Below are 13,803 nucleotides of genomic sequence, written 5' to 3'. Positions count from 1 at the left end.
GAACGTTTTTTATTTTATTTCGCTTCGTACCAAGACTTACCCTCATGAGTTGAGACCTTAAGAGGAACATCTAATTGCATCGCAGAATCCATTATTTTTGGAATCATTGTATGCACTTGTTCTAATTCATTTTCAGGAACTTCGAAAATCAATTCATCGTGTACTTGAAGCAACATACGAGTTTGCATACCAGCATCCTTCAAGGCCTGCTGAACATGTAACATGGCTATTTTAATAATATCTGCAGCTGAACCTTGAATTGGCGTATTCATAGCTGTACGTTCCGCAAAACTACGCACATTGAAATTTTTAGCATGAATGTCTGGTAAGTAACGACGGCGGTGCGCCAAGGTTTCTACATACCCATGTTCACGTGCAAATTCAATAATGTTGTCAGACCATTGCTTGATGCCAGGGTATTCCTGGAAGTACGTATCAATGATTTCTTTAGCTTCTTTACGACTAACGCCAATGTTATTGGCGAGACCAAAGTCTGATATACCGTAAACAATTCCAAAGTTAACGGCTTTAGCTTTACGACGCATATTAGGATCAATTTCAGCATCATCATCTAAGTGGAAGATACGACGTGCAGTATCCGCGTGAATGTCTTCATCAGCATTAAACGCTGCTTGCATATTCTTATCGCCAGAAATGTGTGCTAGCACACGTAACTCAATTTGTGAGTAGTCCGAACTGACAATATACCAATCTGGTTCACTAGGTACAAAGGCCTTACGGATTGAACGGCCTTCTTCAGTTCGAGCAGGAATGTTTTGCAAGTTCGGATCGGTTGAAGATAAGCGGCCTGTCTGGGCCAGAGTTTGAATATAGTGCGTATGCACCTTTGAATCTGTCCCATGGATGACCCGTAATAAACCATCAACATAGGTTGCTTTAATTTTTGACAGTTTCCGGTACTCCAAAATATCAGCCACAATTGGCACATCTTGCATTTGTTCCAAGACATCGACACTCGTTGAATAACCCGTCTTTGTCTTTTTAATTGGCTTATAGCCCATTTCTTCGAAAAGCACGACGCCTAGTTGTTTAGGCGATTGGATATTAAATTCATGGCCAGCCTCCGCATAAATTGATTGTTCTAATTCATGCAGACAGTTTGTTAATTCAGTTCCCATGGCCAGCAACTGTTGACTATCAACCTTAATCCCATTAATTTCCATATCAGCTAGTACAAATGATAATGGCAATTCCATGGTTTTATAGAGATCAGTCTGTTCACGCTCTTCTAATTGTGACAACAGTTGTGCTGGTAACATGTTTAGCGCGCGCGCTTTTTGTCCCAAATGATTGAAGAATACATCATCATCTTCAGGAATGGCGTACTTTGCTCCCTTACCGTAAACTGACTCATCAGTTTGAACGTCAAAGTAATCATTTTGTTGTGCCAAAGCCCCCAAGTCATTACTGTTATCATTCGTGTCGACCAAGTATGACATCAACAAAACGTCATCATTTACACCTGCCAAGGCAATGCCATAACGTTCTAGAACCACGAAAATTGATTTGGCATCAAAAACATGTTTGGCAATGTCACTGTTTTCGAGGATTTGCTTCACTGGTTCACTTAATAATAAATCAAGATCGCGACTTACCACATAACCATCGGTTTCATTACCAAGGACAAAGCCAACAGGAACGCCTAGATGATAATCCTTATCATCCAGCTCAATATAAACACTGATTTCATCTTCAAAATTAGGTAAGTTTGCGACATCTTCCAAAAGCATAGGCTTCAAATTAATGGGTTTCTGTGCGTTAGCTTGTGGTTGATTGCCACTTGCTCCATCCACATCCGGTTCTGGCTGACCTGCGACATGCCCCTGATTAGCTAATTTGGCCAATTGTTGGCGAAAATCTAATTTCTGATAGAACTTAATTAAGCCTTGGTAATCGGGTCCCGTATATTTTAAATCTTCTAGGGTAAATGTCACGGGTGCGTCGGTCCGAATTCGTGCTAAATCACGGGACATCAGAGCGTCTTCCTTACCATTTACCAATTTTTCTTTTTGTTTATTGGCCTTAAGCTCGTCAATATGGTCATATAAACCTTGAATGGACCCATATTCCTTAATCAACTTGATGGCCGTTTTGGGCCCAATCCCGGCGACACCTGGATAATTATCCGATGTATCACCTTGGAGACCTTTGACATCTACAATTTGTGCGGGTGTCAAACCATCGTATTTTTCAGCAACCATGGCTAAATCGTTATGCTCAACTTCTGAAACACCCTTTTTTGTGATCCAAACCTCAACATGTTCATCCACCAATTGCAACATATCGCGATCACCAGTGACAATGGTGACATCATAACCGGCGGCTTGGCCTTCTTTTGCTGTCGTTCCGATAATATCGTCCGCTTCGTAATTTGGGAGTTCATAGCTGTAGATGCCATGAAGCGTTACCATTTCACGCAAATACGGAAATTGTTCAGTTAATTCAGTTGGTGTCTTATCACGGTTACCCTTATAAGAGTCTAATTTACCAGTTCGGAAAGTGGTTTTCCCTGCATCCCAGGCAACTAATGCACTATCTGGATTAAATGGTTCAACGATACCATCCAAAAAGTTATTGAATGCCACTAAGGCATTGGTATGCAAGCCCTCGCTATTAACAAAGCGATCGACTTGATTAATCATGGCGTAAAAGGCACGGAATGCCAATGAATTTCCATCGATTAGTAATAATGTTGGTCTAGCCATATATATCTCTCTTTCAGCAACATCTGCTCGCCGCATTTCTTCTTCTCTTATCATAACAGAAAAGACGCCCTATCATAAATAGGACGTCCCAATTCTTTAAATTTAGTCGTTGTTGCTGCCACCAAGACCAAAGATTTGTAGCAAATACAAGAAAATATTGACGAAATCAAGGTACAAATTCAAAGCACCTGATACAGCCAATCCTTGTTCAGCCGTAGCTCCAGCACCACTTTCGCTAAACTGGAAATACATTGACTTCAAAGTGTTCATATCATAGGCTGTCATTGCCGCAAACACAATCACTCCGATGATGGCTGTCACAAGGTAAACCAAGCTATTGAAGAAAAAGATATTCAATAGACCAACGATGATCAATGCAATCATGGCACCAAATAGAATACCACGCCATGAGGCAAGTGACCGCTTCGTTGTGTATCCATAAATTGCCATACCAGCGAACAAAGCAGTGGCCCCAGCAAGTGCCATCCCGATTGTCGCAACATCAAATGAAAGACCGATTACGGCGAAAGTTGCCCCGTTCAAAACCGAGTATCCCATCAACATTCCGAAGGCAGCTCCAGGATTTGAGTAAACACGTTTAGAAAACAGATAGACAAAGCCAATCATTACTGCGAACATCACCAATGACATGATTGGGTTCGTGAAAATTGCCGCAATTTGTTGTGCGAAGAACTTAACACCAATGTATGCCGTGACAAATGAAACCAACAAAGCCATTGCCATATATTGGTAGACTTTCACAAAGAACTTGTTTAATCCAGCGGTATCCGGGTTAACGGTCCGACGGTTATTATAATTATCCATATAATTCCTCCAATTTGAAATTATTTTAAATTAGTATACAACTAGTAGCTTAGATTAAGCTTATTATTGTAGGTTTGTTTGCGTATTTGCCAAAAGCTTTTCAAAGGCAAACTCAGTGTTTTGCAAATCACCAGCTCCCATGAAGGCAAACACACCATCTTCATGATTCAACAGTGGTGCCACGTTTTCAGGTGATACAATTCCTCGGAACTTGCTGATTTCAGCACCTAATTCTTCGGAACTAATGTCTCCCTTCTTTTCACGAGCAGAAGCAAAAATGTCAGTTAAGTAAACATGATCAGCCAAGTCCAATGTTTTAGCAAAATCTTCTTTATAAGCAATTGTCCGACTGAACGTGTGTGGTTGGAAAACAGCCACAATTTCACGATCAGGATACTTTTGGCGCGCTGCATCAATGGTTGCTTTAATCTCTGAAGGATGATGTGCATAATCATCAATAATGGTCACTGGTCCGACTTGCTTTTCAGTAAAACGACGCTTAACCCCCTTAAATGACAAAAGTTCGTGCTTAACGAGCTCTTTATCCATATCTTCAAAATGGGCCACTGCAACCACGGCTAGCGAGTTCAAAACACCATGTTGCCCATAAAGCGGTACTTCGTATGTCCCTAAGAATTCATCATGATAGTATGCATCAAAGGCTGAACCTTTGGTAGAGCGTTTAATATTGGTTGCATAAAAATCATCAGTCTCTGGATTAGTACCATAATAATAGATTGGCACATCAAGGTGGAGTTGACGTAATTGCGGATCATCTCCCCAGGCAAAAACGCCCTTCTTGACGTGTGAGCCAAATTCTTCAAAAGCTGAACGAACGTCGTCAATACCTGTGTAATAATCAGGATGATCAAAATCAATATTCGTCATAATGGCATAATCTGGATGATAATCTTTGAAGTGACGACGATATTCGTCTGCTTCAAAAACAAAGAATCGTGGATCAGGAACACCTTTACCACTACCATCACCAATCAAATATGAAGTTGGCGCAATTCCAGAAAGAACATGTGCCAGTAAGCCAGTTGTTGATGTTTTACCGTGGGCACCAGCTACACCAATTGACGTTGATTGTTGAATTAATTCTTCAACCACTTCTGGATAAGTCATCACTTTAACTTCACCAGCTTCTTCCATCTTTAAGGCTTGGGCCACTTCAACTTGATCATCTTCGAATGCATTTCCGCGAATGACAGTCATCCCTGGTTTAATATTTGATGCATCAAATGGCTTGATGGCAATACCAGCATCTTCTAATGGCTTTTGTGTGAAGGTATATTCATCAATATCAGAACCTGATACTTGATACCCCTGGTCATGCAAAATGCGTGCTAAGGCACTCATTCCTGAACCCTTAATCCCAATAAAATAGTAGCTTGTTTCTTTATCCATGATTAGTCATATCTCCAAAATTCGTTTCAAATCTGTTTATAACTATGATAGCAAAAAAATGGTTCAACACATAGGGTTGAACCACCTTTCTATTTAGAATCTTTAAAATATTTTGATTGTGCATGCGCTGCAGCTTGTTTTTCCTCACCAAAAATTGAGTCCAAACTCAACCCTAAGCCAGTCATATTACCAGCATTAGTCCGCGTCTCAGCCACCTTTGGCGTTTCAAATTCAACGGCTGATGTTTCAGGTACTGCTGTCTGGTTTCGTGAATTAGGCTCTGACATAGCATGTGATTCGCGAACCGCATCTGGTTGAGTCACATTTGAGACTGTAGCAATCGGTTGTGGTTTAAGAATTGTCACCTCAACCGGATTCAAAACGACCGTTTCAACAGGCGCTGTGACATTAACAGGCGCATCATCGGCTGTGTCAGTATCGGCATATAAGATATAAGCTGTTTTGGCAGCCATAATTTCTTTGACCTGTTGCGCGTAACTCTGTCGGCGTAACGTTTCATAGTACACAATTGGCCGTCGATTAACTACCATCGTTACTATCTCCCTTATTCAAATAAGGCTTGTGCAGCAGGCGCTTTTGCATCAAATGGTGTGCCTACTTCAGCAAAATCATCAGGTAAAATGAGTGCTCCCGGTTGTTGTGGAGCATTTGGCAAGGCCAATTCGCGACCTGAAACAATCATTCCATTTGACTCAACACCGCGAAGGGCACCTGGCCAAATAATCAATCCAGAAGGCATCATCGCGCCAACTTTAGCAACAACAACTTTGATACCGGCTTTCATATTTGGTGATCCAGAAACCAGTTGTAAAGTTTCTCCATTCCCAATTTGTGTTGTGGTCACTTGTAAGTGATCTGAATCAGGATGTGGTTCAGCACTTTCAACATAACCAACAACAAACTTAGGATCTGTATCTACTACCAAGTCGCCAGTAAATCCAACAGCATTAATGGCTTGATTTAGGATAGCAACTTGGTCTGCATCTAATTGAATTTGTCCGGCCACATCGCCTAGGTCAAGCAATTGACTTACATTAAGCACATTGTAGCCAATCGTTTCATTCTTCTCATTTGTCAGACGGACGATGTCACCTTTTTGTTCTGAGTGCGTGGCACCTGATTGCGAGGCCGTCAACAAAACGAGCACATCCCCCATTCCGGCTTGGTTATAACTTGAAATCAACATGTTGATTCCTCCTTTTTAATCTGCATTTAAAATAACACGTAGTTGTGCTTCAATCATATTAATACCAACCTTATTTGCGCCACCTTCGGGCAAAATAATGTCTGCATATCGCTTAGTTGGTTCAATAAATTGGTGATACATTGGCTTTGCTGTTGCAAGGTACTGGTTCACCACTGATTCAATTGTTCGACCGCGTTCATTGACATCACGTTGCATCCGTCGAATGAATCGAATATCGTCATCAGTATCAACATAAATCTTAATATCTAATAAGTCTCGTAATTCAGGATTATTAAATAACAAAATACCTTCAACGATAATAATATCAGCTGGCGCAATTGTGATTGTTTCAGGTGAACGATTATATTCGGCGTAATTATATGTTGGGCGCTCAATCGTTTCACCACCAATGAGCTGCTTCAATTGTTTAATCAGTAGTGCTGTGTCAAACGCATCAGGATGATCATAGTTTACGGCCTTCCGCGCCTCCATGTCCATATCACTCTGGTCATTGTAATAGGCATCTTGTGGTAACATGACCATTGATTCACCAGCTAAACGATTAAAAATTTCTTCACTGACGGTTGTCTTACCAGAGCCTGATCCTCCGGTAACGCCAATAATTACAGGTTTACTATTTTTCATTATACTTTACTCTTTCTTTTATCAATTGGGAGGTTAGGCAGTGTCACCGTAATTTTAGTTCCAACCCCCACCTGGCTTTCCAAATGAATGTTTCCGCCAAGCGATTGGACCAAATCATTGACAATGGCAAGGCCTAATCCTGTTCCCGGTATTTTTTTGTTATGTGATTTATCAAGCCGATAAAAACGTTCAAAAATACGTTCTTGTTGATCACTGGGAATTCCCATCCCTGTATCACTAACTGTAATAAAACACTGGCGTTGATCAGCATGCGCAGTCACCGTAACTGATCCCGACATCTGATTATATTTAATAGCATTTACAATGAGATTCGTTAAAATAGTTTGCACATCATCCCGGTTTTGTTGAAAAGCGGTATGCGCATCTGCTCGATTATAAAGAGTTAATTGTAGACCTTTAACAGTATTAGCTTGCGTTTCAAATGTTTCATCAACCATCTCCCGAATTGGCAACTGCTCGACAGATTTATTTTGCACCGGGGTCTTGGCTAATGTCAAAATATCATTCGTCAAGGCCAGCAAATGTTCGGCCTGATCATGAATAATTTGAATAAATTCAGAGCGTACTTCTGGATCATCTTGTGCCCCATCTAATAGTGTATCCGCAAATCCAATAATAGCAGATAGTGGTGTCCGTAATTCATGTGACGCATTTGCAGCAAAATCCGCCTGCATTTTCTGAAGTCGCTTTAATTCTGTCATATCATACAACAGAACCATGACTTCATCATGGCGTTCACGCAATTGGTAGTAGGTCACAAAGACATCCACATCTAATTGATCAATCTCCATCTGCTCACGCTGGCTTATCTGTTCATCCAAGACTTGATTGACCAAAGCCAATAGTTGATGACTTTTAAAGACGTTTTCAAATGGTTTTCCAATCGCATTATCTGGCAGTTGCAACATGTACATGGCTTGATCATTCATCTGTACGATTTCATGGTTCGGTTTAATCCGTAATACACCAATTGGCATATTCTCCAATAAAACGTTCAAAACGCTTGCCTGTTGTTGCAACATTTTCGTTCGAGACCGGTTAAGACTTTGAACGTCATTAATTGCGTTAGCTAACGGCGCAAGTGGGTCATCTGGACGTAATAAGACTTTCCCCCCGTAGGCATTTTGAGCGCGCATTGCCTGCATTTTTTCAATGAAAAGATCAATTTGTTCTTGCTGACGTCGTCGTGTCCATTCTAAAACAATCGCCACCACCAGCGCCAGACCCATTGACACAATAAGTAATAGTTCCCAAAGATCGCCATAAGCTAGGGCCTTCTTTGATATCATATTACCAATTATCGTTGCCACACTGGTTGCTAAGAAAAATAAGATGGCAAAAAAAACAAATGATCGGATAAATGGACCGATTTTATGTTTATGCATACCTAGTCCTCGGCCTTACTGGGATCTTCAAAGCGGTAGCCCATCCCACGTACAGTTTTAATCATGGCTGGGTGCTTAGGATCTTGTTCCACTTTTTCCCGCAGGTGTGAGAGATGCATATCAACCATGCGCGTATCTGGGCCACCATAGTCGTAACCCCAAACGCCATGCAAAATTGTTTCTCTATCTAAAACACGACCTTCACGTTGGGCCATATACGTTAGAAGTTCATATTCCTTCGGTGTTAATTTAACATTTTCACCAGATAGCTGAACCGCCATCTTGTCATAGTCAATTGCTAAATCACCATACATCTTAATATGGTCAGTACTTTGGTCAGGCTTATGCCCATGTTCAAACCGACGTAAGACTGCTTTAATTCGGGCAATGACTTCACGTGGACTAAAGGGTTTCGTGACATAGTCATCAGCCCCCATCTCCAAGCCTAAAATCTTATCAACCTCATCGTCTAAAGCGGTCACCATAATAATCGGAACATCAATCTTTGCGGCTCGAATATCTCGTGTAATCTCAACACCGCTTTGATTAGGTAACATGACATCAAGTAATATCAAATCAATTTGCTTGTCTTTGATGGTATTTAAAATATCTTCGCCATCATTTTGCGCATAAACTTCATAGCCTACTTTTTTCAAATTATACGTTAACAACGTTACGAGTGACGGTTCATCGTCAACTACCAAAATTCGTGTCATTTTCATTACCTCAAGTATATATTTATACAAAATGGTTCTATTCATTTTAACACGCATTACTTCAATTTCATCAATTTTCAAATCGAATTCAGACATTTTTTCCATTTTTAAGTATTGAATTGTTGACTATGCACAAATTGGATACTACCATTGTGATTGGAGATCGCACCAAGTTAAACATCTCTGTATCAGCATAAATCATTCAACTTGTTGTTTTATAACCATTCCGAATGTGTTGATTTGTCTATCAACATTTCAATATAAATAATTATACACATACATGGATACTTATTTTCTAACAAATTGAAAGAGAACCTATGACATTATGTGAACGAGTGAAAAAAGTCGCAAAAAGCCAAGGCAAAAGTCTTACTAGTTTAGCCATTGAATCAGGATTAGGCGGGAAGTCTATTTATAAGTGGAAGAACCATCAACCTACTCCAGACAGAGTTGCCCCAGTTGCAAAAACATTAGGTGTATCTGTTGATTACTTACTTGGTACTTCCGATGATATGTATGCAAAATCTGAGAAACCAAAGGTAGATATTAAAGATGTAGCTAAAACAGATTCATGGGACGAGTTCCTTTCATCTGATGGACGACCTCTAAGTGATCATGATAAAAACGTTCTCCGTGCTTTATTTGGAGAATAGTGTATGAATAGACAAGACCTAATAGATGAACTTGTAGAGTCCATCAGAAGCTTAGGTGTTGATTTCAGAGCCGTTGAACATTTAGATGCAATAGCTGTTATTAACCCTACTAAGAACGTTGGTGCTTATGATACTTACCGAGCAACCCCCAAGGTTATAGCACATGAGTATTTTCATAAGTTAGATGGACATAAGCGACGCCGCTTTGAAAATGATGTCCGGTGCTCACAAGAACGTGACTGCAATGAACAAGCTACCGAATTCTTATGGGAAATCTTCATCCGTGAGGGTGGATCCATAGAATACAGTCAGTTATTTCTTGAAATTTCAGGATGTGACGATTATTGGCTTCAACGAATTTTACCTATTAACCCCTACTCAAGTTTAGCTATGGGATAACACATACGTGCAAAACTGAAATACCTGAACCACGTTAAAAGCTGATGGGAGACATTTTATGAGTAAGCATTTCTATAAGGACATTTGGTTCTGGCTTTTTGCAGTTGTACTAGTAGTAGCAATCGGTGCTGCATCATTTTTCTATGTATCAACTAAACCAAATTCAATTGCACAAAAAGCTAACACTGAAATTAAATTAGGTGATAGCAAATTTGGTAACAATGGTACTTCATATGAAGAAGCCAAAAAGATGTTGGGAACACCAAATAAAGAAAAGTTCCCTGATTCATCAGACATTGAAAGTTCAAAAGACTTTAAATTGCCTGTTGAATCAACTATCGTCTGGGAAGATAAGGACACTGACCGAGCTGTTCTTATTCAATTCGCAAGTAAGAGCGGTAATAAGTCTGATATGAAAGCTGTTGCTATCATGGACATGAATCAAAATTACGCCACTAAAAAGGGGTATGTTGATTAATTAAACGCCACTTTAGTGGCATACATAAAAAAACCACCCTAAGGTGGCAAGGAGAGAAATATGACCGATACAAGGTATCCGGATTTACCAGTTCCAGAAGTTAGAAATACACCTACCCCGAAGAGATCTGAAAGAGAACCAATTCTTCCAAAGAATCCAAAAAAGGATAAGTAAACTAATCATTCCAAATTGCAATGTACTTCTTATTGTTTTCATAGTCAGAATACGAGTTTGCCCCACTAGCTTTATTTTGGCTACTCTGGTTGTATTCTGCTAATGCCAAGACACTCTCATAATTGTAATTTGCATATTCCTCCATTTCCGAACCGTTTAGATTCATTGCGATGCCGTTATTCTTATCAAGACTTCGAGTGACATAGATAGGTTCACCGAAATCTAGTAATTGATGTGAATTTAAATCAAAAACAAATACGTATAGATCCTTCTTAGCAAACATACTATTCCAGAAAGCATCAGCGGCATTCTCATCAGTTGCACTGGACAAACCAGATTTATTTCTGATTAGGTTCTCTAGCTTATAGTTGCACCCATAAACTATCCCAGTACAAATAATCGACACACCCACTGTAATATATATATTATTAAAAAACGTTTGTACAGCAAAGTTCAAAGCAGAAAAAACGACAAGCCACATATACTTATCATTGTTTAATTGATTATCAAAATGTAGCACACCAGTTCTTTCTAAAAACAGAACATTGGCAAAACCGAGCCCACCAGTTGTAATCAATGTTGAAATTAACGTTTCCATATTCACTCCCTAAATTAGCTTATTTTTAATTAGTATACAATCTTGACCTTAGCATGTCACTAAACTGCTTATTTATAACAAGAAAAGTTAGGTTTAATTTAATATGGCGTCAATTGAAAAACGTGGTTCAAAATATCGAGCCGTAGTATCGTACACTGACGGAAATGGTATTCGCAGAAAGGCTAGCAAGACTTTCCCTATGAAAAAGGAAGCTGTTAAATGGTCTGCTGAAATGGAGTCAAAAGTTAAGTCAGGCATTGACTTTATGCAGGGTAAAATTCTGATTACGGATTATTATCGTCAATGGGTTAAAAATTTTAAAGATAAGAATATTCGTGAATCAACTCGTGTTAGATATACTGTTTGGCAGCAGCATGTAAATGAGTTATTTGAGAATATCCCCTTAAATAAATTAACAACACAAATAATTCAAAGCAAATTAGATGAGTTCGGCGAAACACACCTCACATCTACCGTACAACAATTTACTATCTCTTTAAGATCTGCTCTAAAAGATGCACAAATTGATGGTCTTATAGATCGAGATATTTACTCAAGGTTAAAACCCCACGGAAATGATAATGGTCGTAAAAAAGCGAAGAAATACCTTGATGAAGCAGAATTTTTTCTTCTACGTGATTACCTATATGATCACACCTCTGATATGCCAGACGAACCTGCTTTAATCATAATTCTTGTCGTTTTAGAAACTGGTGCTCGTTTTGGAGAGGTTTACGCACTCCAAGAATCTGATTTTGATTACACCAATAACACAGTATCAATTACAAAATCGTTTTCATCAGCCGTTAAAAAGATAACTGAACCAAAAAACCAATCTAGTATTAGGACGGTCTCTATCCCAGAAACTTTATCCGAAGTTGTTCAAAATTACTTTGCTTCACAAGATGGAAAACGACTCATGTTTAATGCCTCTAGTAGTAGTTCAGCTGCAAATTATTCGCTCCATAAATTAACCACAAAGCTAGGCATAACCAATATAACATTCCATGGTCTACGGCACTCTCACGTCTCCTACCTACTGCATAATAATATTGACATCAATTATATTAGCAAGAGAGTTGGACATGCTAACACAACTGTCACATTAAGCACATACGCACATATGCTCAAAGAAAAAGAGCTAACTCAAGATAAGTTAGCCCTTAAGGTATTGGGAAAGGGTAAAAAATAATTTTTTCCCCAATCTTCCCCAATAACCGCTACAAATAGCGGTATAAGTACATATCGATAATTTAACACGAAAAAAAAGATAACTGCAGGTTTTACAGTTATCTTTTTTAGAATTTATAAAGTTATGCAGTAGCATAACGTCGACGCATCACTGCTTTAATGGCAAGCATCCCGACAATCATCATGATTCCGATGACTAACAAAGTCCATACGCCTAACTTTGAAACACTATAACCAAATGTAATACTTACAATGGGTGCGAAAAGATCGGTGGCAAAAAATGAAATACCAAAGACGCGACCTAAATACTCAGAAGAACTCTCCTCTTGACGAACCGTATTCACCTTAATCACAAATGAAGAACGCACAAAGCCATTCATAATAATGACAATCACCAGCGCCCAAATCACGTTCACAAACGTCGCAATCATAAAGGCAAACCCGAGCACATAAAAATCAAGGTACAACGTATTTAAATTATTAAACCGAGTATAGTGGGCTAATAAAAATCCCGCCACAATGCCCGAGACTGCCGCAGCAGTTAAAGCTAATGAATATTCATTAGCTGTACCATGGTAAGTCTTTTGCACCAAAAATGGCATTGAGATAATGAAAGCTTCAAAACAAAAGTTTGCCCATACAGTAATCAGCATAGATTCGAATAGTTTTGGCATTTTCCAAACATAGGTGAAGCCATTCTTTAAACTTTGAATGAATGGTTCTGATACGCGGTCAATGACTTCTGGATGTGTGCGGATGGCTAAATTAATCCCTGCTGTCAAAAGCAACAGCATTCCATACAAGAACATAAAACTACGTAAATTAATCCAATCCATTCGGAGTAAGATTCCACCCACGAGTGGCCCCATTGCTTGTCCAGCTGAAAAGGCGGCACTCACATAGGCATTAAAGCGTGCTAGACCCGATTTCTTAATCACATCTGGTAGGATCGCCCGCGCAGCGGGATACTCATAGGATATATCAATATACATGACTGCAGTAATCGCAAATAAAATCCAGGTCTGCGGATTCGCGGGATTTATCATCAATGATAAGATAATTATGCCGATAGCACCGAATAAATCAGATAAAACTAACACCCATTTACGATTGAAACGATCAAGGACTGCCCCAACATACATATCATTTAGTAAATAAACAAAAAAACCAAATCCAGTTAACCAACCTAATAGTTGGGCATTCCCATATGTTGAAACTAAAAACCAATTCAAGCCAAAGCGGTAAACCCCTTCACCAAAAACTGATGCAAAATTTGACGTTAACAACGGTAAACTAAAATTACTTAGTTTCTTTTGACGTTGTTGTTCCTGGGTTGCTTCCATATTTCCCAGCCTCCATTATTTTTTTGAAAAAA

Annotated in this window: 14 protein-coding genes; 4 read left to right on the top strand and 10 right to left on the bottom strand. The window is 39.3% G+C overall.

The features are described from left to right. Positions 1-14 precede the first annotated feature (14 nt). From polA to IV50_RS00335, 8 genes are all read right to left on the bottom strand, one after another. Positions 15-2,726 carry a DNA polymerase I gene (gene polA, locus IV50_RS00370; protein WP_057743454.1) on the bottom strand — a complete coding sequence of 904 codons (2,712 nt, stop codon included), beginning with the start codon at positions 2,724-2,726 and terminating at the stop codon, positions 15-17. 102 nt (positions 2,727-2,828) lie between these two features. Next, positions 2,829-3,551 carry a Bax inhibitor-1/YccA family protein gene (locus IV50_RS00365; RefSeq protein WP_057743451.1) on the bottom strand — a complete coding sequence of 241 codons (723 nt, stop codon included), beginning with the start codon at positions 3,549-3,551 and terminating at the stop codon, positions 2,829-2,831. A gap of 63 nt (positions 3,552-3,614) precedes the next feature. Beyond that, on the bottom strand, positions 3,615-4,961 hold the full coding sequence (murC, locus tag IV50_RS00360) for a UDP-N-acetylmuramate--L-alanine ligase (RefSeq protein WP_057743448.1): 1,347 nt from the start codon (positions 4,959-4,961) through the stop codon (positions 3,615-3,617). An 89-nt stretch (positions 4,962-5,050) separates the two neighbouring features. Then, complete coding sequence (locus IV50_RS00355) at positions 5,051-5,512, bottom strand: hypothetical protein (protein ID WP_057743447.1); 462 nt, start codon at positions 5,510-5,512, stop codon at positions 5,051-5,053. 14 nt (positions 5,513-5,526) lie between these two features. Next, positions 5,527-6,168, bottom strand: a complete 642-nt coding sequence (ytpR, locus tag IV50_RS00350; RefSeq protein ID WP_057743444.1) for a YtpR family tRNA-binding protein — start codon at positions 6,166-6,168, stop codon at positions 5,527-5,529. Between the two features lie 15 nt (positions 6,169-6,183). After that, positions 6,184-6,813 (bottom strand): uridine kinase, encoded by a 630-nt coding sequence (gene udk, locus IV50_RS00345; protein ID WP_057743442.1) that lies wholly within the window; start codon positions 6,811-6,813, stop codon positions 6,184-6,186. Then, positions 6,813-8,219, bottom strand: a complete 1,407-nt coding sequence (locus IV50_RS00340) for a sensor histidine kinase (protein WP_057743439.1) — start codon at positions 8,217-8,219, stop codon at positions 6,813-6,815. Before IV50_RS00340 ends, udk begins: the two co-directional genes overlap by 1 nt. 2 nt (positions 8,220-8,221) lie before the next feature. Beyond that, positions 8,222-8,935, bottom strand: coding sequence for a response regulator transcription factor (locus IV50_RS00335; RefSeq protein WP_057744611.1), 714 nt, complete (start codon positions 8,933-8,935; stop codon positions 8,222-8,224). Between the two features lie 317 nt (positions 8,936-9,252). Between IV50_RS00335 and IV50_RS00330 the strand changes: the two genes are divergently transcribed. Genes IV50_RS00330 through IV50_RS00320 form a run of 3 tightly spaced genes read left to right on the top strand, consistent with a single transcriptional unit; the run spans position 9,253 to position 10,465 of the window. Next, entirely contained in the window at positions 9,253-9,588 is a 336-nt protein-coding gene (locus IV50_RS00330; protein WP_057743436.1) for an XRE family transcriptional regulator, read from the top strand. A 3-nt stretch (positions 9,589-9,591) separates the two neighbouring features. Beyond that, complete coding sequence (locus tag IV50_RS00325; RefSeq protein WP_057743434.1) at positions 9,592-9,987, top strand: hypothetical protein; 396 nt, start codon at positions 9,592-9,594, stop codon at positions 9,985-9,987. Between the two features lie 58 nt (positions 9,988-10,045). Then, a complete protein-coding gene (locus IV50_RS00320) occupies positions 10,046-10,465 on the top strand; it encodes a hypothetical protein (RefSeq protein WP_057743431.1) in 420 nt (139 codons plus the stop codon). Positions 10,466-10,640: 175 nt separating this feature from the next. On the opposite strand, the gene IV50_RS00315 is transcribed toward IV50_RS00320, so the two are convergent. Next, complete coding sequence (locus tag IV50_RS00315) at positions 10,641-11,237, bottom strand: hypothetical protein (RefSeq protein ID WP_057743428.1); 597 nt, start codon at positions 11,235-11,237, stop codon at positions 10,641-10,643. A gap of 103 nt (positions 11,238-11,340) precedes the next feature. Here IV50_RS00315 and IV50_RS00310 point away from each other — a divergent pair, with 103 nt between their 5' ends. After that, positions 11,341-12,429, top strand: a complete 1,089-nt coding sequence (locus tag IV50_RS00310; RefSeq protein ID WP_057743425.1) for a site-specific integrase — start codon at positions 11,341-11,343, stop codon at positions 12,427-12,429. Positions 12,430-12,550: 121 nt separating this feature from the next. On the opposite strand, the gene IV50_RS00305 is transcribed toward IV50_RS00310, so the two are convergent. Next, on the bottom strand, positions 12,551-13,771 hold the full coding sequence (locus IV50_RS00305; protein ID WP_057743423.1) for an MFS transporter: 1,221 nt from the start codon (positions 13,769-13,771) through the stop codon (positions 12,551-12,553). Positions 13,772-13,803 lie beyond the last annotated feature (32 nt).

The organism is Weissella viridescens, from assembly GCF_001437355.1.
Taxonomy (GTDB): Bacteria; Bacillota; Bacilli; order Lactobacillales; family Lactobacillaceae; genus Weissella; species Weissella viridescens.
The sequence above is the reverse complement of the archived record's forward strand: the minus strand, read 5'-3'. Positions and strand labels throughout refer to the sequence as shown.